The sequence below is a fragment of the Gibbsiella greigii genome, from assembly GCF_039540155.1.
GTDB lineage: Bacteria > Pseudomonadota > Gammaproteobacteria > Enterobacterales > Enterobacteriaceae > Gibbsiella > Gibbsiella quercinecans.
Genome location: NZ_BAABEM010000007.1, coordinates 112,705 through 131,691, shown reverse-complemented (window position 1 = coordinate 131,691; position 18,987 = coordinate 112,705). Strand labels below are relative to the sequence as shown.

The following is an 18,987-nucleotide window of genomic DNA, read 5'->3' as shown; positions in this document are numbered from 1 at the left end:
AATACCCAATATTAATGCCAAATCCTAACCAGCATCTACGTCCTTGACGTTAATACACGGCTCCGCATAATACTTGCGTGAACCACGGGCAGGCACGGTTCTGGCCCGTGGTTATGCAAATCACCGGGTGAGTAATTGCTGCTCCGGCGCAGGCGCCAAACGGTTGGGATCGGCAGCCAGCAGTTGCTTGACCAGCTCCACACAACGCAGAAAGCGCTCATCGTAATCGCTGGATTCCACGTACGCATACTCAATATTGTTGGCTCGCAGCATCTCTTCCAACAGTTGTTGGAACGCCTTGCGATCGATCGGGCTGCCCAGGCTGCGCAGGCCATCAGCCACCCACGGGGTATTGTTTTCCAGCAGGATCACCAGATCAAAACGGTACTCATCGATCAGCGCCTGAACGAACGGATGTTCGCGCCCTTCGTATTTTTTGCAAAACGCCTGGGTAGTGACAAAATCGGTATCGATAAACGCCACCTTGTTGGCGTACTTCACGGCAAAATCCACATACTGCGCCTGCCCGAGGGCAATCTTGTCGTAATCGGAGTATTGCAGCGCCATTTCATCGCCGCCCAGGTGTGAGAACACGTAATCGCGGCCGTATTCCCAAGCGCTGGTGGTGTTGAAGATATTCGCCAGCTTGTTGACCAGCGTTGATTTCCCGCTGGATTCGCCGCCGAGGATCGCCACGGTGCGCACAAAGAACGGTTTCACTTCGGTGGGAATGTAATCCCAGTAGCGGAAAGGATCCTGGCGGATCTGGCTGCCGCTGATGTTCATGAAGGAGCGTTCGGGATCGATCAGCATCGTTTCGATGCCCAGATATTCACGGTAGCGCGGCGCGTCTTTCTCTTCGCTGGAATAAATCACGCTCGGCACGATGCCCTTCTGCTCCATGAAGTTTTTCATGCCGCCGCTCCATGCCCCCCAGCCATAGGGATAAGGCTCCATACCGTGTTCATCAAAGGAGTGAATATGAATGTTTTTCTGGTATTTGAAGGTTTGCAGCAGCCAGCGCAGACGATCGCTGACCGTCGGTTGCTGCGACATGGAGCTATTCTCGAACAGCTGACGATCGCGCGGTTCATCGTGGCACATGATCACGTGCAGCTCATCCACCTGGCTGCAGGCGCGCTGAATCAAATAAATATGGCCGGTGTGCAACGGGTAAAATTTACCAAACACAACACCCACTTTTTTCTCCCGGCGCGGAAATTCCAAGCCAAGAAAACGGTGCAGCGCTTCCAGCTTTTGCGCACTTGGGCTTTTGATTTTATCGTTCAGCAACTGGCTAAGATAGCCCTTGGTCATACCGCTGGCATCGGCCACTTGCTGCAGCGTACAGCCTTTTTGCTTAATTGCCGCCTTCAGGTAATCGAATTGCCGCATAGCACCTCCTGTTTAGTATGCTAAACAAGATAACATATTCTCCGCGCTGGGCGATCACTTAAAATTCGTCCAACACACTCAATGCATCCGCCAGCTTCTTCACGCCGAACACCTGCATATTGGCCGGCGGGCGCTTCGGCACGTTGGCGTGCGGCACAATGGCGCGCTTAAAGCCGTGTTTGGCCGCTTCGGAAATACGTTCCTGGCCGCTCGGCACCGGGCGAATTTCACCGGCCAGCCCCACTTCGCCAAACACTACCAGATCCTGCGGCAACGGACGATCGCGCAGGCTGGACACCAGCGATAGCAGCAAAGCCAGATCGGCGCTGGTTTCCGTGACTTTCACCCCGCCCACCACGTTGACAAATACATCCTGATCCGACATTTGCAAACCGCCGTGGCGATGCAGCACCGCCAACAGGATCGCCAACCGGTTCTGTTCCAACCCTACCGCCACGCGCCGGGGATTGGACATCATCGAGTGATCCACCAGCGCCTGGATCTCCACCAACAGCGGGCGAGTGCCTTCCCAAACCACCATCACCGAACTGCCGGAGGTGATCTCATCGCCGCGGCTGAGGAAAATCGCCGACGGGTTGCTCACCTCGCGCAACCCCTGTTCGGTCATGGCGAACACCCCCAGCTCATTCACCGCGCCAAAGCGGTTTTTGTGGCTGCGCAGGGTGCGGAAGCGGGAATCGGCGTCGCCGTCCAGCAGCACCGAGCAGTCAATGCAGTGCTCCAGCACTTTCGGCCCGGCCAGCGAACCGTCTTTGGTCACGTGGCCGACCATCACGATCGCCACGCCCCGGGTTTTGGCAAAGCGCGTCAGGTAAGCGGCGGTTTCACGCACCTGCGCCACGCTGCCCGGTGAAGACTGAATGTCCGCCATATGCATAACCTGGATCGAGTCGATCACCATCAGCTTAGGCTGCTCCTGCTCGGCGATCAGGCAGATCTGTTCGATGCTGGTTTCCGACAGCATGTTCAGATTAGCGGTGGGCAACCCCAGACGGTGGGCACGCATCGCCACCTGCTGCAGCGACTCCTCGCCGGTGACGTACAGGGTCTTCATCTGTTCGGCGAGTTTACACAGGGTTTGCAGCAGCAACGTACTTTTGCCGGCGCCGGGATTACCACCAATCAAGATAGCGCTGCCCGGCACCACACCGCCGCCCAGCACGCGGTCAAACTCTTTGAAACCGGTGGAAAAACGCGGCAGCTCTTCCAGGCTGATATCAGATAGCTTCTGCACTTTGCTGACGCCGGCATCCCCGGCGTAACCGCTAAAACGCTCGGTGCGGGAAGAAGAAGACGCGGCGGCAGCCAAGCGGACTTCAGTAATGGTATTCCAGGCATGGCACGCGCTGCACTGCCCCTGCCAACGCGGGTAGTCCGCACCACACTCATTACATACAAACGCCCGTTTTACTGCTTTTGCCACGAATAACCTCTTAAAAAATTACGCTCTATACAGACAGGATAGCCGCTTACGGCTTTACGCCATTGCACACACCTGGCGTGCGTTAACGCACTTCGTGTTTCAGGCTGCCGGTCAGCACGCACAGCACGCCGCGCAAATCGGCATGGCGGATCGCCACCTGCGCCTTTTCATACACTTTGGGTTTGGCGTGATAAGCGATGCCCAGCCCGGCGGCCTGCATCATTTTTAAATCGTTGGCGCCATCACCAATCGCGACCGTTTGCTCCGGCGGGATACCCAGCTTTTGCGCCAGCGCCACCAGCGTATCGGCTTTGAACTGCGCATCCACCACCGGCCCCAGCACCTCGCCGGTCAGTTTGCCATCGCGGATCCCCAGCTCATTGGCCGCCACCGCCACCAGCTTCAGCTTATCGCGCAGGTGTTCGGCAAAAAAGGTGAACCCGCCGGAAGCGATGGCGACATGCCAGTCCAGCGCCTGCAGCTTGCGCACCAGGCTGGTCAGCCCCGGCATCAGCGGCAGGCTATCGCGCACCTGCAGCAGAATATTGGCATCAGCGCCCTTCAGCGTGCCCACACGTTGGCGCAGGCTGGCGGTGAAGTCCAACTCGCCGCGCATCGCGCGCTCGGTCACTTCCGCCACCTGCTCGCCGACGCCGGCCAGCTTGGCGATCTCATCGATGCATTCAATCTGGATCGCCGTGGAGTCCATATCCATCACCAACAGGCCCGGCGTGCGTAAATGCGGGATCTTGCCTAGCGGCGCGACGTCCAGGCCGTTTTCCGCCGCCAGCGTTATGATGCGTGGGCTCAGAGAGCCTGCCAGGCGCACAACCTGGTAATCCTCGACCCACCAGGCGGCCACAATCACCATTGCCGCGCCCAGTTGGCGCTGGAACTGGGTTATGCGCGCCTTATCCAGCGCCTTGCCATACAATAGCCAGCCCGTATGGCCTGCCCGATAATCCAGCGGCATCACTTCATCGCCGCTTAGTGAAAGAGGAAGACCCGGCCATTGGGAGATCTCCGCCGGAAGATCGCAATAGGTCAGACTATTTGACATCATTAACTCCTGAAAGGGATACACATCAGCCAGCGCATAATAAAACGACGCATCAAGCTATCCTATCGCTATTGCTTCTGGCAACATAAAGTATCCGACAACCTAAGGAAGCCGCATGGCACGCGCCAAACTGAAATTCCGCCTGCACCGCACGGCTATTATTTTGATTTGCTTGGCATTATTAGTTTTATTAATGCAGGGCGCTTCTTATTTTAGCCTGAGCCACCAGATCGCACGCTCAGAACAGGTGGAAGAGTTGGCGCAGACCCTGACCCGCCAGGTGGCCTTCAGCCTGGCACCGTTGCTGGATGACGATAACGATATCGATCATCAACGCATCGACGCGATCCTTAAGCAACTCACCGACCACAGCCGCATTCTGGACGCCAGTGTCTACCAGTTGGACGGCACGCTGGTTGCCCACGCCGGCGAGCAGATCAGTATCCGCGATCGTCTGGCGCTGGATGGCAAACGCGCCGGCAGCTACTTTAACCACCAGATAGTGGAATCTATTCAGGGCAAAGACGGCCCGCTAGGCTTCATCCGGGTCACGCTGGATACCCACGTGCTGGCCACCGAATCCAAGCAGGTGGACAACACCACCAACCTGCTGCGCCTGATGATCCTGCTGGCGCTGGCAATCGGCATTATTCTGGCACGCACCCTGCTGCAAGGGCGCCGCAGCCGCTGGCAGCAGTCACCGTACTTGCTAACCGCCAACACACCGCTGGCCGAAGGCAACACGGTAGAAGATGACGATCGGGAAAACGAGAAAAACGCGCCCGAACGGCCATCATAACAAATCGGCCGGCCGTTTGGCGGGGGGAATTGAGGCGGGACAATACCGTTGGGCGCGCATGGCGCCCAACGGTAGGCAAATCAGGCGTTATCGCCCAGCAGCACCGATTCCAGCGCAATCACGATCATGTCGTTGAACGTCGTCTGGCGTTCGGCGGCCGTCGTCTCTTCCTGGCGCAGAATATGGTCGGAAACGGTACAAATCGTCAGCGCTTTACAACCAAACTCTTCATACAGCTCTGCCGCCACACCGTAGATGCCGGCCGCTTCCATTTCCACCCCCAGGATGCCGTATTTCTTCATCACCTGGAACATATCCACATCCGGCGTATAGAACAGATCGGCCGAGAAGATGTTGCCCACGCGCGCCGGAATACCCTGCGCCGCCGCGGCGTCCACCGCATTGCGCACCATGTCGAAATCCGCAATCGCTGCAAAGTCGTGGCCTTTAAAACGCATACGGTTAACGTTGGAATCGGTGCAGGCGCCCAGACCAATCACCACATCCCGCAGTTTGATGTCATCACGCACGGCGCCGCAGGAGCCAACGCGGATGATTTTCTTCACGCCGAATTCGGCGATCAATTCACGGGCGTAGATCGAGCAGGAAGGGATCCCCATCCCGTGCCCCATCACAGAAATACGGCGGCCTTTGTAGGTGCCGGTGAAACCCAGCATCCCACGCACATTGTTCACTTCTACGGCCCCTTCAAGGAAGGTTTCCGCGATGTATTTTGCACGCAGCGGATCGCCCGGCATCAGTACCACGTCAGCAAAATCACCCATTTCAGCATTAATGTGCGGCGTAGCCATAGTTGTCTTCCTTCAAATCGTATTAAATAAAAAAACGTCTAAACCCATAAGCTTCAAGTCACAGGCTCACGGCAGCTTACAGCATGGATTTGCCATACTCCATCGGCGACAGGCCAAAGTAGCTGGCTACCGTCTGGCCGATATCGGCAAAGGTTTTACGGTGGCCCAACGAACCCGGTTTCACCTTCGGCCCATAGATCAACACCGGGATGTGCTCACGGGTATGATCGGTGCCGCTCCAGGTGGGATCGCAGCCATGGTCGGCGGTGAAGATAATCATATCGTCATCTTTCACCCACTTCAGCAATTCCGGCAGCCGGCGATCGAACAGCTCCAACGCCGCGGCGTAGCCCGGCACATCGCGGCGGTGGCCATAGGCGGAGTCAAAGTCAACGAAGTTGGTGAACACAATGGTGTTATCGCCGGCTTTTTCCATCTCGGCCACGGTGGCGTCGAACAGCGCATCAATACCGGTCGCCTTCACTTTTTTGGTGATGCCGACGTTCGCATAGATATCGGCGATTTTACCGATCGAAACCACATTGCCGCCTTTTTCTTCCACCAGTTTTTTCAAGATGGTCGGCGCCGGCGGCTCTACGGCCAGATCGTGGCGGTTGCCGGTGCGTTGGAAGTTGCCCGGTTTGTCGCCAATGAACGGGCGCGCAATCACACGGCCGATGTTATAGCCGCCTTCGGTCAGCTCTTCACGGGCGATCTCGCACAGTTGGTACAGGCGCTCCAGCCCAAAGGTTTCTTCGTGGCAGGCGATCTGGAACACTGAGTCGGCCGAGGTATAGAAAATCGGCTTGCCGGTTTTCATGTGCTCTTCGCCCAATTGATCGAGGATCACGGTGCCAGAAGAGTGGCAGTTGCCCAGGTAGCCAGGCAGTTCGGCACGTTCAACCAGTGTGTCGAGCAGCGCCTGCGGGAAGCTATTCTGCTGATCCTTAAAGTAACCCCAGTCAAACAACACCGGCACGCCTGCGATTTCCCAGTGGCCTGACGGCGTATCCTTGCCGGAAGACAGCTCGCTGGCATAGGCGTAGGCGCCGATGATATCGGCATGTTTATCCAGCCCCTCCGGGAAGCGCCCGGTAGACTCTTCGGCTGCTTTGCCCAGGCCCAGACGGCTGAGGTTGGGCAGCGTCAGCGGGCCGCTGCGGCCCACGTTGGCTTCACCACGCGCGCAGGCGGCGGCAATATGGCCGAGGGTATCGGCGCCTTTGTCACCAAAACGTTCGGCGTCTTCGCTGGCGCCAATGCCGAATGAGTCAAGGACCATGATAAAAGTACGTTTCATTATGTTCTCCTGCGTGATTTCACGCGTTAACGGTGGCAATGCTCGCCGCCGCTGTTAATGCTTCTGTCAACGCCAGGTGCCATCACCGGCGCCGCTTATTCCGTTATCCGCTGGTAAACCACCGGCGTTGCCGCCGGCGGCCGCTCACCGATCTTCATCGCCGCGCGCAGCGTATCGGCCGCCTGTTGCCAGCTGGCTTCATCGTTGGCGTGAATCACCGCCAGCGGGCGCTGCCCGTCGACGGCATCGCCGACCTGCGCCATCTCCGTCAGGCCGACGCTGTAATCAATGCTGTCGTTCGCACGGCGACGGCCCCCGCCCAGCGCCACCACCGCCATACCCAGCGCACGGGTATCCATGGCGTTGACGATCCCCGGCATCTCGGCATAGACCGGCTTGCTGAGCGTCGCCGCCGGCAGGTAGCTGTCATAGCGCTCAATAAAGTCCGCAGGCCCCTGTTGCGCCGCCACCATGCGGCCGAAGGTTTCCGCCGCGCTGCCGTTATCCAGCACCTGCTGCAGTTTGGCGCGCGCTTCGGCAGCGCTTTGCGCCAGGCCGCTGGACAGCAGCATTTCCACACACAAGGCCATTGTCACTTCCAGCAGGCGCGGATTGCGGTACTCGCCGGTCAGGAAGCGCACCGCCTCGCGGACTTCCACCGCATTGCCGGCGCTGGAAGCCAGCACCTGATTCATGTCGGTCAGCAGTGCCGTTGTCTTACAGTTGGCACCGTTCGCTACGCCGACAATGGCGCGGGCCAGATCTTCCGACTGCGCGTAGGTTGGCATAAAGGCGCCCGAGCCGACCTTCACGTCCATCACCAGCGCGTCCAGCCCCTCGGCCAGCTTTTTCGCCAGGATAGAGGCGGTGATCAAGGGGATCGAATCCACCGTGGCCGTGATGTCGCGCGTGGCGTAGAAGCGCTTATCGGCCGGCGCCAGCGAGCTGGTTTGGCCGATGATAGCAACGCCGACTTCTTTAATAATCTGGCGAAAGCGGCTATCGTCCGGGAAAATATCAAAGCCCGGAATCGCTTCCAGCTTATCCAGCGTGCCGCCGGTGTGCCCCAGCCCGCGGCCGGAAATCATCGGCACATAGCCGCCGCAGGCGGCCACCATCGGCCCAAGCATCAGCGACGTCACATCACCCACGCCGCCAGTGGAGTGTTTATCCACCACCGGGCCGTTCAGCCCCAGCCCTTGCCAATTCAACACGGTACCGGAATCGCGCATCGCCATGGTCAGCGCCACGCGCTCAGTCATGGTCATATCGTGGAAATAGATGGTCATCGCCAGCGCGGCGATCTGCCCTTCGGACACCGAGTTATCGCGGACCCCATTGATAAAAAAGCGAATTTCTGCCTCGCTTAATGGCTCGCCGTCACGCTTCTTACGAATAATTTCTTGTGCCAGGAACAAGGCATCCCCCTGTTTGACCGAGTGTCGGGCCATACAATTGCTGCGGCAGGCGGCCGCAGACGAAATCAATAATCGCCGCCGCCGGCCTGAGCGCCATGCCCCAGCGCCGCCAGCAAACTGGCCAGCAGGCTTGAAGCGCCAAAGCGGAAGTGGCGCGCATCGGCCCAGCCGGCGCCCATGATACGGTCGGCAAGTTGCAGATAATGCTGCGCCTCTTGCGCCGTGCGCACGCCGCCCGCCGGTTTAAAACCGACCCGCTCGCCAACGCCCATATCGCGGATCACACCAAGCATCAGCTCAGCACTGGCCAGCGTGGCGTTAACCGGGACCTTACCGGTCGAGGTTTTAATAAAATCGGCACCGGCGTTAATGGCAATTTCCGCCGCCTGGCGAATCAAATCCGCCTGTTTAAGCTCACCGGTTTCGATAATCACTTTCAGCAGAACGCCCGCGGCGGCACAGGCTTGCTTGCACTGTTTCACCAGTTCAAAGCCCACCTGCGGATTGCCGGCCATCAGCGCACGGTAAGGAAACACCACGTCCACCTCATCGGCACCGTAGGCGATCGCCGCGCGGGTTTCCGCCACGGCGATGTCGATATCATCATTGCCGTGCGGGAAATTGGTCACGGTGGCAATTCGAATATCCGGCGTACCCTGTTGTCGCAGGGTTTTACGCGCAATCGGGATAAAACGTGGATAGATACAGATGGCAGCCGTATGCCCTGCCGGGCTATTGGCCTGACGACACAGCGCAATCACTTTCTCATCGGTGTCATCATCATTCAGTGTGGTTAAATCCATCAAACTCAGCGCACGTTGCGCTGCTGCGGTAAATTCGGTCATAGAACTCTCCAACGAGTACAACCCAGGGCAATCGCGCCCGGGTTGAGTAGGTCATCATGAGCCAGCCTGTTTGCTTCGCTCATTATGTTGGCGAGCGGACTTGGTTCCTTGAAGATAGCGCTGGGAAAGGGTTTCCCCCCGGCGGCAACTGAGATCCTTCTCACCGCGTATGGCTATTCAATTGTAATAACCATCAAGGCAATTGGAACACAAGGACCACGGAGGGTTTGTGTTCTGATTCACATTATATGAAATATCCGTGTAACAAGTCCGAATTATATGTGATTTTCATCACATTTAAAGGCTCTTTTGTTCACAAAAGAGCCAGGCCGGATACTGCAATTATGGTTGCTGCGCAGGCGTCAGTCCACGGTATGCCACCAGTTTAGCGCTGGGGCAAAGATGGGCGGCCCGCTTCAGATAGCAAACAGGGTGCGGGTATTTTGTTGCAGTTGTGTGGCGATCGTTTCGGCGGGTTCCGGCCGCAGCTGGCAAAGCGTCTGAAAAACGTCTGCGGCGCGCTCGGGGCGGTTAGGCTGGCCCTGATAGCCGGCCAACGGCATATCCGGGGCATCGGTTTCCAGCAGCAACGCCGCCAACGGCAACTGCGCCATGACGCCACGGGTTTTCTGCGCCCGTGGGTAGGTGATGGTGCCGCCAACGCCGATAAAGTAGCCCAGGCGAACAAACGCCTGCGCCTGCGCCAGGCTACCGGCAAAACCGTGCACCACGCCGCGGCGCGGCACATCGGCCCGGCGCAGCATGGCCGCCAGTTGATCATGGCTACGCCGCGAATGCAAAATCACCGGCAAATCATGCCGGCCGGCAAGTTTAAGCTGGGCCGCCAGCAGCCTTTGCTGCCGCGCCAGCTGCGGTTCGGCCATGTACAGATCAAGGCCTATCTCCCCCACTGCGACCAGCTTGGCCGGTTTGCTGGCGAGAACATCCGCCAGCTGCGCCAGCTGTTCGTCGCCGTGCTGAGCGATATACAACGGGTGTAGGCCAAGGGCGGCATACAGCGGCGGGTATTCACGCGTCAGGCGCAGCACGCGCGCGAAACGATCGGCAGTAACGGTGGGGACGATAATTTGCCGGACGCCGGCCTGCTGCGCCAACGCCAGGCTTTGCGCCTCCTGGCCGTAAAACGGCGGAAAATCGAAGTGGCAATGAGTATCCGTAAAGCGATAGCTCATACCGCCTTGCCCTCGCCGCCCGTCGCGGCATCAGGCCCGATGCTGTCGTTGGCGATCAGCGCGTCGCCAACCGGCACGTTGACTGCCGGCATGGCGGCAGGCGGCGTAGGCACGCGACGCCGGTTCTCAGGCTGCAACAGGCGGCGCGAGAACGGTTTTTGCACCCGGATGCCATCATTGTTTGCCTGCACCTGCAGCCAATGCCCGACTGTCGCCAGGAAATAGCGCCCGCAGCGCCGCCCAAGATGATAATCAAGGTTCAACGCGGAAATGCGGCTGCCGAGCGCATGGCTTGCCAGCGGCTTGGGTGGAAAGATTTCAAAGATGCGCAAATCGCCCGGGGGCTTTTCAATGAACTGCTGAATACGGTGGTAGCTTTGCTCATGCTGCTGCATGATGCGCACCATTTGCTGCAGGCTACTGTCGGTCAACCAATGCTCCATGCGCTTCATCCACTGGGGCGTATAGAACATTTGCGAAGGCACGGTGCGGATCACCACGATGGTGTCGGCGCCGCGCCGGTAGGCTTCTTCCACCGGAATAGCATCGCTGATGCCGCCGTCCTGGTAACTCACGCCTTCCAGTTCTACCCCCATCCGGTAGAAGCCTGGGATCGCGCTGGAGGCCTTAATCGCCTGCAGCCAGCTGTCACGCCGTGCCGGCAGATAGGTGGGCGCAAAATTGTCGCTGCGGCAGGCACACATCAGGAATTCACGGCCATCGATCAGTTGCTGTTCAGCCACGTCCATCGCCAGCGGCAACTGCCGGGAAGTGATATCCACCAGCCAGTCGAGATCGATAAGGTGCCCACCACGCACAAAGCGCAACGGGTTAAAGAATTCAGCCGAGGTGGTGTAACGGGTAATGACACGCCGCGCATAGCCCATCTGGCCGCAAACGAAGGCGGACAGGTTTTGCGCACCGGCAGAGGTGCCAATCAACAGCTCAAAAGGGTTAAAGCGGGCGCGCTGGAATTCATCCAGCACGCCGGCAGTAAAAATGCCGCGCTGCCCGCCCCCTTCACAGACCAACACCGTTTTACCGGGCCGGTATGGTTTAAACGCCAGCGGTTCTATATTGCCGAGCGTGATGGGTATCCGCTGTCCCAACGGCGTATCCTCAGTATGGTGTGGTAGGTGCCTTTTCTGAAGATACTCCTTCTTGCTCTTTTCCGTAATCTTCTTGAAGCACGCCGGAAAGGACATCATTACTGCCGCCCAACCATGCGCAATCGTTGCCGGAAACCTGCCCCCAGGCCTGCCAGAGCTGGCCTTTCAGCTGTTTCCATCGCCCGAGGATAATGTCGCTATTCATCACGCACCTCCCATCAAGAAAATAAAGAATTAAGCTTTGTTACAGTCAGAGATACCAGCTAAAGGCGCTTACGGCCGGTAAACAGGCTCACCAGGAACAGGATAATACCGACGACAAACACCACTTTAGCGGCCCAGGCAGCGGTACCCGCCAGCGCACCAAAACCCAATGCCGCCGCGATCAATGCGATAACTAAAAAGATAATGCCCCAACGAAACATAAGCTTCTCCTTACCATAGTGAAAAACACATTACACCTGCCCCAGCACTACCGGGAGTACGTTAAAAAGGCGGCAGATTATTTTTATTTCTGGATGGTGCAGCCCAGGGTTACCCCTGGGCGTCATGCTTATTGATGCGGGCAGAGATGAATGCGCGTTACGGCTTCACGGTCAGATCGTTTTTCACGCTTTTCACGCCATCGATTGACTTGGCGATGCTTTCGGCACGTTCAGCCTGCGCCTGTGTTTTAACTTCGCCGGAAAGCTGAACCACACCGTCTGTGGTTTCTACTTTAACGTTACGTGAAGGGACGATGTCGTCGGTCAGCAGTTTGGCTTTCAGCGTGCTGGTCGTCGCCGCATCACCGGCATAAGCTTTCACCGATTGGCTCGACGCATCTTTCACGTGCAGTTTGTCACTCACTGACGCTACGCCTTCAACCTTACCGGCAGCGCTAACGGCTTGCTCAGCCTGCGCCTGGCTGGTGACAAACCCGCTCAGCGTCACCACGCCTTTTTCCGTTTTCACGGAAATGTCGGTGCTTTTGATACTGTCATCATTCAGCAGCGCACTTTTAACTTTAGCCGTTATTGCGCTGTCATCCATGTAATTGTCGACTTTTTTCATCGAGCTATCGATTTTCGCGCCAGCGCTGTCGGTCGCGCTAGAGGCTTTATTGAGCAGCGATCCCTCAGCCAGTACGCTCCCACTTACCAGAACGGAGCCCAGAACAACGGCCATCAGTGAATGTGCGAACTTGGTCTTTTTCATCGTTCTCTTCCTTTTGTTATGAATCCTGTATTGAAACCTCGGATTCTTGTCGTCGAGACATCGCCGTTCCACGATAGGAGACTTAACGACATCTATACAATCAAACGTTGACGTAGAAAGTATTGCAACACCCATGCCAACATAAAAAACCGTTTAAAATCAACCAACATTAAACATAGCGATAACACTTGAGCATAAAAGTGTCGCTAATTGGCTACAACCCAAGGCCCGGATAGTGAAATTTACGCTATGTTATTGATGTGTAAAGAACCATACCGTCGCCAATCGGCAACACCTCAATATAACTCTCTACATATGAGAAAAAAATCAGCTTTTTTTACTTATATGAAACCATACGTCCTGATAAAGATAGACCATCAGGCAAAACTTGCAGGACAAAATAGACGCAATACGTGCTGTTATGTCGATGAGGGCAATTGATGAATCTGGGGAAAAGCCCCAGGGGGAAAAGCCGTGCGGCGTAGAGGATTGGGCCTGGCTGGGAGGCGCCTATTCGGCGCCCCCCAGCCAGGCCGGCGGGATCAGTGTTCGCGCGTTTGGCGGAACGCAACGTCAGGGAAGCGCTCTTTGGTCAGGTTGAGATTAACCATCGTCGGCGCAATGTAGGCCAGGTTGTCGCCGCCATCCAGCGCCAGGTGCTGTTCGTTCTTGCGCTTGAACTCTTCGAACTTCTTCACGTCGCCGCACTCTACCCAACGGGCGGTGGATACGTTGACGGATTCATACAGCGCTTCCACGTTGTATTCGGTTTTCAGCCGCGCCACGACCACATCAAACTGCAGCACACCGACGGCGCCCACAATCAGATCGTTGTTCGAAATGGGGCGGAATACCTGCACCGCACCTTCTTCAGACAGTTGCACCAGCCCCTTCAGCAGTTGCTTCTGCTTGAGCGGATCGCGCAGGCGAATACGGCGGAACAGCTCTGGCGCAAAGTTCGGGATGCCGGTGAACTTCATATCTTCACCTTGGGTAAAGGTATCGCCGATCTGGATAGTGCCGTGGTTATGCAAACCGATGATGTCGCCCGGGTAGGCTTCCTCAACGTGAGAACGGTCGCCGGCCATAAACGTCAGCGCGTCGGAAATCACCACGTCTTTGCCGGTACGCACCTGACGCAGTTTCATGCCTTTTTCGTAACGGCCAGACACCACGCGCATAAAGGCTACACGGTCACGGTGTTTCGGATCCATATTGGCCTGGATCTTGAACACGAAGCCGCTGAACTTCTCTTCCGCCGCGACCACTTCACGCGTGTCGGTTTTGCGCGGCATCGGGGCCGGCGCCCATGCCACCAGCCCATCCAGCATATGGTCAACGCCGAAGTTGCCAAGCGCCGTACCAAAGAACACCGGGGTCAGTTCACCCGCCAGGAAGGCTTCCTGCTCGAACTCATGCGAAGCGCCCTGCACCAGCTCCAGCTCCTCACGCAGTTGAGCCGCCAGATCGTCACCCACGGCCGCGTCCAACTCGGGGTTATCCAGCCCCTTGACCACACGGACTTCCTGGATGGTATGGCCCTTGCCGCTCTGATACAGGTAGGTTTCATCCTTATAGAGGTGATAAACCCCTTTGAACAGCTTGCCGCAGCCAATCGGCCAGGTGATCGGCGAGCAGGCGATCTTCAGCTCACGTTCAACTTCATCCATCACTTCCATCGGATCGCGGATGTCGCGGTCCAGTTTGTTCATGAAGGTCAGGATCGGCGTATCGCGCAGGCGGGTAACTTCCATCAGCTTACGGGTACGATCCTCAACCCCTTTCGCAGCGTCGATCACCATCAAACAGCAGTCGACGGCGGTCAAGGTGCGGTAGGTATCTTCGGAGAAGTCTTCGTGCCCTGGGGTATCCAGCAGGTTGACCAGGCAATCGTGATACGGGAACTGCATCACCGAGGTGGTGATTGAAATCCCACGCTGTTTTTCCATTTCCATCCAGTCGGACTTGGCGTGCTGGCTGGAGCCGCGCCCTTTTACCGTACCGGCGGTCTGGATCGCCTGCCCGAACAGCAGCACCTTTTCAGTAATGGTGGTTTTACCGGCATCGGGGTGCGAGATGATAGCGAAAGTTCTGCGTTTTGCGACTTCGCGGGCGAATTCACTAGGAGACATGTTTTTTGGTTTCTACGGTTAATCCGCCCTGCGCATCAGCGAATGCGCCGAACCGGCGCCAGGCAAAGCGGCGAATAAAAGATAATAGCCGGGTATTTTCGCTGATTTGTCAACCGGTGACAATCAATGCTTTTCCCAGCGAAGAATATAGATAAACCGCTAAGCCAGCGGCAATGCCATCACGATCGCATCTTCGCGCCCGTTGGCGCTCGGGTAGTAATTACGGCGTAGGGTGACTTCGTTGAACCCCATCTCTTCATACAGCGCAAGCGCAGCACGGTTAGAGGCGCGCACTTCCAGCCACAGGGTGACCACGCCACGCGTTTCCAGCTCGGCTATCAGCGCGTCCAACAGCGCGCGGCCAAAACCCCGGCGCTGCCACTGCGGGTGAATGGCAATATTGAACAGCGTGGCTTCATCCAGCACGATCTGGGTAATGGCGAACCCGGCCAACTGCCCATCCGCCTCCAGCTTCAGGTTAAGGTAACGATCGCCCTGGTTGCTGGCAAAGGTCGCCTGCGACCAGGGAAAGGCATGACTGGCTTGTTCAATGGTGAAGGCTGTGGCCAGATCGGCCGCTGTCAGGGAAGAAATCTTGTTCATGGTGACAAATCTGCTGCCAGAGTGCGCGTTTCGCACTCACGTCATGAGAAAGCTCGGCCAGCGCCGGGCTGTATAGCTGTGCACCGGGCACCGCAAGCGGCTCCGCGATACCCAGCCGCCAACTGTTGCACGCGGTGCCTTCCGGCAGCATCAACACCTGTTCCGGCGTCAGCGCGTAAGTTTGCGCCGGCGTTAAATGCAGGCTGCGCAATACGTCGCAAAACAGCGGATCGTTCGGCGCCGGCAGGCTTTGCGCCACCACCAACAACCGCGTTTCCGCCGGCAGGCTCACGGCCACTTCGCCCTGCAACACGGCCGGGCGGCGCAAGATCCACTGCGTAATGCCCAGTTGCTGTAACAGCCAGTCGCGTTTCGATGCCATGCCGATTCCTGTGAAGAGCTACCCGTCATTGCGCGCCATGCGCCGCGCTATGCTAACAAACCCACGCCAACCACGCCAACAAACCCGTCGAACATAGCGCCACAAACCTCTATAATCCCCGATCTATTTTCGAGGAGCCAAAACCTGATGTCTGCATTAACCCCCGCCAGTGAAGTCATGCTGCGCCACAGTGATGAATTTACCGCGCGCCGCGTACTGTTTGCCGGCGATCTGCAGGATACGCTGCCGGCGCAGTTCGACGCGGCTGACGTGCGTGCCCATACCCAACAATATCATCACTGGCAGTTGCTGAACCGGACGATGGGCGACCATGCCCAGTTCGGCCTGACGGTAAGTCCGGCATTCATCGCGGAATGCGACACGCTGATCTATTACTGGCCGAAAAGCAAACAGGAAGCGCAGTTCCAGCTGTGTTACCTGCTTTCACTGTTGCCGATCGGCGCGGATATCTTTGTGGTCGGCGAAAACCGCAGCGGCGTGCGCAGCGCGGAGCAAACCCTCGAAGGCTACGCCCAACTGGCAAAAATCGACAGCGCCCGCCGCTGTGGCCTGTACCATGGGCGCCTGGATAGCCAGACCACGTTCGCACTGGAAGACTGGTGGGAAAGCTATCAGTTGTACGATCTGGACGTCAAAACCCTGCCGGGGGTCTTCAGCCGCGACGGCCTGGACGTAGGCAGTTCACTGCTGCTGTCGACGCTGGAAAAACACATGAAGGGCAAAGTGCTGGATATCGGCTGCGGCGCCGGCGTGATGGCTTCCGTGCTGTCCCGGCTGTCGCCCAAAGTGAAGCTGACTCTCAGCGACGTGAACGCGGCTGCGGTGGAATCCAGCCGCGCTACGTTAGCCGCTAACGGTATCGAAGGGGAAGTCATCGTCAGCAATGTCTATTCCGACATCAGTGGCCGTTTTGATCTGATTATCTCCAACCCGCCGTTCCACGATGGCCTGCAAACCAGCCTGACCGCCGCAGAAACGCTAATCCGCGGGGCGGTGAAGCACCTGCCGATCGGCGGGGAATTGCGCATCGTCGCCAACGCCTTCCTGCCCTACCCGGATATTCTCGATGCCACCTTCGGCAGCCATGAGGTGCTGGCGCAAAATGGCCGCTTCAAAGTGTACAAAGCCGTGGTGGGCCGCCCGCCGCGCAGCGGCAAAAAGAAATAACGCCAAAAAAAGCCTCCGCATCAGGGAGGCTTTGCATACTGTGCCGCGGGCCGTTAGCCGTTGAGATATGTCATTGAATCCGGCGTATAGCGCTCGCCGGCCACGGCCCCGGACGAAAACACGCGGTCAATCGCCTGCAGCTCGGCCGCCGTCAGCGTAATATCGGCGGCGGCGACGTTCTCTTCCAGATAGCGGCGGCGTTTGGTGCCAGGGATCGGCACAATATGCTCGCCCTGCGCCAACACCCACGCCAGCGCCAACTGCGCCGGCGTTACGCCTTTCTGCTGCGCCAGCCCCTGTACGGTTTTCACCAGTTCCAGATTGCGGGCAAAATTCTCGCCCTGGAAGCGTGGATTGGCGCGGCGGAAATCATCATCGGCCAGGTCTTCCGGGCGCTGGATGGCGCCAGTAAGGAACCCGCGCCCCAATGGGCTGTATGGCACAAAACCAATGCCCAGCCGCTGGCAAGCGGCCAACACGCCCTGTTCCGCGTCGCGCGTCCATAGCGAATATTCCGTTTGCAATGCGGTAATCGGGTGCACGTGGTGGGCGCGCTCTAGCGTGGCGACGGACGCTTCGCTCATACCGATATAACGGATCTTGCCCTCTTTGATCAGATCCGCCATGGTGCCGATCACCTCTTCGATCGGCACGGTGGGATCAACCCGGTGCTGATAGTAGAGATCGATGGTTTCAACCCCCAGGCGCTGCAGGCTGCCTTCAACTGCCCGGCGGATATATTCCGGGCGGCTATTAACGCCGCGCGCGGTAGGATCGGCCGGATCGCGCACGATGCCAAACTTGGTTGCCAGGAAAACCCGATCGCGTTTACCCTTGATCGCCTTGCCCACCAGTTGCTCATTGGTGTGCGGCCCATACATATCCGCGGTGTCCAGCAAGGTGACGCCCAGCTCCAGTGCGCGATGCAGCGTAGCGATCGCCTCTTTCTCATCCGCATTGGTAAAGTAAAAATCGCTCATCCCCATGCAGCCAAGGCCAATGGCAGAAACCGACGGGCCGTGGATACCTAATTTGCGCTGTTGCATTTGCCTTACCTCATCTTTTTGGGTTTGCCTTTGGGGCGATGAACCCCTGTGTGATGACAAAGAGTCTGGTTGTTATCAGAAAAAAGATAAATAATGGAAATCTGACATCACTGTTTATAAAAAACCAACAATCAGGGCAAAGGTATGGATCAGATACAGGCGATGCGCATCTTTATCCGCATCGTGGAGTTGGAGAGCTTCAGCCGCGCCGCGGAACAGTTGCAGATCCCCCGAGCCACGGCCAGCAATACGCTAAAACGCCTGGAGCAACAGCTCGGCGTGCGTTTGCTGATCCGTACCACACGCCATGTGCAGGTAACCGCCGAAGGCACGCGCTATTACCAATGCTGCCTGCAACTGCTTGATGCGCTGGAAGAAGCCAACACTCTGTTCCACAGCCATAAGCAGCAACCCGCCGGCAAAGTGCGCATCGATATGCCCCATTCGATGGCGCGCGAGATCGTGATCCCTGCGTTGGAGGATTTTTATCAGCGTTACCCGGCCATTACACTGGCCATCGGTGCCAACGATACCCACGTCGATCTGCTGCGCGAAGGCGTGGACTGTGTGCTGCGCGCCTGGCATACCGAAGACGAAAACCTGGTTGGCCGGCGTATCGCACAGTTCCCGCAGATCACCTGCGCCTCTCCGGCCTATCTGCGCAAACATGGCGTGCCGGCATCGCTTGATGATCTGCAGCACCATCAAGCGGTGGGGTATTTTTCCCTGATCAGCAACCGCAACTACCCGCTGGAGTTCTGCCGTGGCGGCAAGGTGGAACTGCGCGAACTGCCCGCGGTGCTCAGCGTCAGCGGCGCGGATGCCTACGTCAGCGGCGCGTTGGCCGGGATGGGCCTGATACAGGCGAAACGCAGCTCACTGGCGGCCAGCCTGCAAACAGGGGAATTGGTCGAAGTGCTGGCGGATACCCCGCCGCCGCCGATGCCGGTTTATATTATGTACCCGCCCGGCCGTTTCCTTGCGCCGCGCGTCAGAGTATTGATTGATTGGCTGGTGGCGCTGTTCGCGGAACAGCAAATGTAGGGAGATGCCGTTTTTTCCAG

General features: G+C 57.8%; 19 protein-coding genes. 3 read left to right on the top strand and 16 right to left on the bottom strand.

Annotation, left to right across the window (positions count from 1 at the left end):
* Positions 1–120: 120 nt before the first annotated feature.
* The 3 genes from nadR to serB all read right to left on the bottom strand — a co-directional run bounded on the left by nadR (position 121) and on the right by serB (position 3,899).
* Complete coding sequence (gene nadR / locus AC559G_RS07195; protein WP_498912034.1) at positions 121–1,395, bottom strand: multifunctional transcriptional regulator/nicotinamide-nucleotide adenylyltransferase/ribosylnicotinamide kinase NadR; 1,275 nt, start codon at positions 1,393–1,395, stop codon at positions 121–123.
* Positions 1,396–1,453: 58 nt separating this feature from the next.
* Positions 1,454–2,839, bottom strand: coding sequence for a DNA repair protein RadA (gene radA, locus AC559G_RS07190; RefSeq protein WP_279026872.1), 1,386 nt, complete (start codon positions 2,837–2,839; stop codon positions 1,454–1,456).
* An 82-nt stretch (positions 2,840–2,921) separates the two neighbouring features.
* Positions 2,922–3,899 (bottom strand): phosphoserine phosphatase, encoded by a 978-nt coding sequence (gene serB, locus AC559G_RS07185; protein WP_438596873.1) that lies wholly within the window; start codon positions 3,897–3,899, stop codon positions 2,922–2,924.
* 115 nt (positions 3,900–4,014) lie between these two features.
* Between serB and AC559G_RS07180 the strand changes: the two genes are divergently transcribed.
* The gene (locus tag AC559G_RS07180; RefSeq protein WP_498912033.1) at positions 4,015–4,698 is read left to right on the top strand and encodes a YtjB family periplasmic protein; all 684 of its coding nucleotides are present in this window, start codon (positions 4,015–4,017) and stop codon (positions 4,696–4,698) included.
* 80 nt (positions 4,699–4,778) lie between these two features.
* Here the strand turns inward: AC559G_RS07180 and deoD are convergent, their stop codons facing one another.
* From deoD to AC559G_RS07120, 12 genes are all read right to left on the bottom strand, one after another.
* A complete protein-coding gene (gene deoD / locus AC559G_RS07175) occupies positions 4,779–5,510 on the bottom strand; it encodes a purine-nucleoside phosphorylase (protein WP_095846065.1) in 732 nt (243 codons plus the stop codon).
* 76 nt (positions 5,511–5,586) lie between these two features.
* Complete coding sequence (gene deoB, locus AC559G_RS07170) at positions 5,587–6,810, bottom strand: phosphopentomutase (protein WP_438596870.1); 1,224 nt, start codon at positions 6,808–6,810, stop codon at positions 5,587–5,589.
* A gap of 95 nt (positions 6,811–6,905) precedes the next feature.
* Positions 6,906–8,228, bottom strand: coding sequence for a thymidine phosphorylase (deoA, locus tag AC559G_RS07165; RefSeq protein WP_498912186.1), 1,323 nt, complete (start codon positions 8,226–8,228; stop codon positions 6,906–6,908).
* Between the two features lie 65 nt (positions 8,229–8,293).
* Entirely contained in the window at positions 8,294–9,073 is a 780-nt protein-coding gene (gene deoC, locus AC559G_RS07160) for a 2-deoxyribose-5-phosphate aldolase (protein WP_498912032.1), read from the bottom strand.
* Positions 9,074–9,489: 416 nt separating this feature from the next.
* Positions 9,490–10,266, bottom strand: coding sequence for an amidohydrolase family protein (locus tag AC559G_RS07155; protein ID WP_498912031.1), 777 nt, complete (start codon positions 10,264–10,266; stop codon positions 9,490–9,492).
* Positions 10,263–11,375: a patatin-like phospholipase family protein gene (locus AC559G_RS07150; RefSeq protein ID WP_498912030.1), complete on the bottom strand. Its 1,113-nt coding sequence runs from the start codon at positions 11,373–11,375 to the stop codon at positions 10,263–10,265. The genes AC559G_RS07155 and AC559G_RS07150 overlap by 4 nt, the downstream gene beginning before the upstream one ends.
* 10 nt (positions 11,376–11,385) lie before the next feature.
* Entirely contained in the window at positions 11,386–11,580 is a 195-nt protein-coding gene (locus AC559G_RS07145; protein ID WP_438598609.1) for a CsbD family protein, read from the bottom strand.
* 58 nt (positions 11,581–11,638) lie between these two features.
* The gene (locus tag AC559G_RS07140; protein ID WP_095846072.1) at positions 11,639–11,800 is read right to left on the bottom strand and encodes a DUF1328 family protein; all 162 of its coding nucleotides are present in this window, start codon (positions 11,798–11,800) and stop codon (positions 11,639–11,641) included.
* Between the two features lie 157 nt (positions 11,801–11,957).
* Positions 11,958–12,572 carry a molecular chaperone OsmY gene (osmY, locus tag AC559G_RS07135; RefSeq protein ID WP_438598608.1) on the bottom strand — a complete coding sequence of 205 codons (615 nt, stop codon included), beginning with the start codon at positions 12,570–12,572 and terminating at the stop codon, positions 11,958–11,960.
* Between the two features lie 542 nt (positions 12,573–13,114).
* Entirely contained in the window at positions 13,115–14,704 is a 1,590-nt protein-coding gene (prfC, locus tag AC559G_RS07130) for a peptide chain release factor 3 (protein ID WP_498912029.1), read from the bottom strand.
* Between the two features lie 159 nt (positions 14,705–14,863).
* Positions 14,864–15,307: a ribosomal protein S18-alanine N-acetyltransferase gene (gene rimI / locus AC559G_RS07125; protein WP_438598438.1), complete on the bottom strand. Its 444-nt coding sequence runs from the start codon at positions 15,305–15,307 to the stop codon at positions 14,864–14,866.
* On the bottom strand, positions 15,252–15,689 hold the full coding sequence (locus tag AC559G_RS07120; protein WP_498912028.1) for a DNA polymerase III subunit psi: 438 nt from the start codon (positions 15,687–15,689) through the stop codon (positions 15,252–15,254). Before AC559G_RS07120 ends, rimI begins: the two co-directional genes overlap by 56 nt.
* A 147-nt stretch (positions 15,690–15,836) precedes the next feature.
* On the opposite strand from AC559G_RS07120, the gene rsmC reads away from it, so the two are divergent.
* The gene (rsmC, locus tag AC559G_RS07115) at positions 15,837–16,877 is read left to right on the top strand and encodes a 16S rRNA methyltransferase (protein WP_498912027.1); all 1,041 of its coding nucleotides are present in this window, start codon (positions 15,837–15,839) and stop codon (positions 16,875–16,877) included.
* Between the two features lie 53 nt (positions 16,878–16,930).
* On the opposite strand, the gene AC559G_RS07110 is transcribed toward rsmC, so the two are convergent.
* Entirely contained in the window at positions 16,931–17,923 is a 993-nt protein-coding gene (locus tag AC559G_RS07110) for an aldo/keto reductase (RefSeq protein ID WP_498912026.1), read from the bottom strand.
* A gap of 144 nt (positions 17,924–18,067) precedes the next feature.
* On the opposite strand from AC559G_RS07110, the gene AC559G_RS07105 reads away from it, so the two are divergent.
* Positions 18,068–18,967 (top strand): LysR family transcriptional regulator, encoded by a 900-nt coding sequence (locus AC559G_RS07105; protein WP_498912025.1) that lies wholly within the window; start codon positions 18,068–18,070, stop codon positions 18,965–18,967.
* Positions 18,968–18,987 lie beyond the last annotated feature (20 nt).

Bases quoted from the DNA above. Each gene is read 5' to 3' on its own strand.
- serB (WP_438596873.1), bottom strand. From the start codon at position 3,899: ATGTCAAATAGTCTGACCTATTGCGATCTTCCGGCGGAGATCTCCCAA.
- prfC (WP_498912029.1), bottom strand. From the start codon at position 14,704: ATGTCTCCTAGTGAATTCGCCCGCGAAGTCGCAAAACGCAGAACTTTC.
- AC559G_RS07105 (WP_498912025.1), top strand. From the start codon at position 18,068: ATGGATCAGATACAGGCGATGCGCATCTTTATCCGCATCGTGGAGTTG.
- deoC (WP_498912032.1), bottom strand. From the start codon at position 9,073: ATGACCGAATTTACCGCAGCAGCGCAACGTGCGCTGAGTTTGATGGAT.
- AC559G_RS07180 (WP_498912033.1), top strand. From the start codon at position 4,015: ATGGCACGCGCCAAACTGAAATTCCGCCTGCACCGCACGGCTATTATT.
- AC559G_RS07120 (WP_498912028.1), bottom strand. From the start codon at position 15,689: ATGGCATCGAAACGCGACTGGCTGTTACAGCAACTGGGCATTACGCAG.
- AC559G_RS07110 (WP_498912026.1), bottom strand. From the start codon at position 17,923: ATGCAACAGCGCAAATTAGGTATCCACGGCCCGTCGGTTTCTGCCATT.
- rimI (WP_438598438.1), bottom strand. From the start codon at position 15,307: ATGAACAAGATTTCTTCCCTGACAGCGGCCGATCTGGCCACAGCCTTC.
- osmY (WP_438598608.1), bottom strand. From the start codon at position 12,572: ATGAAAAAGACCAAGTTCGCACATTCACTGATGGCCGTTGTTCTGGGC.
- AC559G_RS07145 (WP_438598609.1), bottom strand. From the start codon at position 11,580: ATGAATAGCGACATTATCCTCGGGCGATGGAAACAGCTGAAAGGCCAG.
- AC559G_RS07140 (WP_095846072.1), bottom strand. From the start codon at position 11,800: ATGTTTCGTTGGGGCATTATCTTTTTAGTTATCGCATTGATCGCGGCG.
- nadR (WP_498912034.1), bottom strand. From the start codon at position 1,395: ATGCGGCAATTCGATTACCTGAAGGCGGCAATTAAGCAAAAAGGCTGT.
- rsmC (WP_498912027.1), top strand. From the start codon at position 15,837: ATGTCTGCATTAACCCCCGCCAGTGAAGTCATGCTGCGCCACAGTGAT.
- AC559G_RS07155 (WP_498912031.1), bottom strand. From the start codon at position 10,266: ATGAGCTATCGCTTTACGGATACTCATTGCCACTTCGATTTTCCGCCG.
- deoD (WP_095846065.1), bottom strand. From the start codon at position 5,510: ATGGCTACGCCGCACATTAATGCTGAAATGGGTGATTTTGCTGACGTG.
- deoB (WP_438596870.1), bottom strand. From the start codon at position 6,810: ATGAAACGTACTTTTATCATGGTCCTTGACTCATTCGGCATTGGCGCC.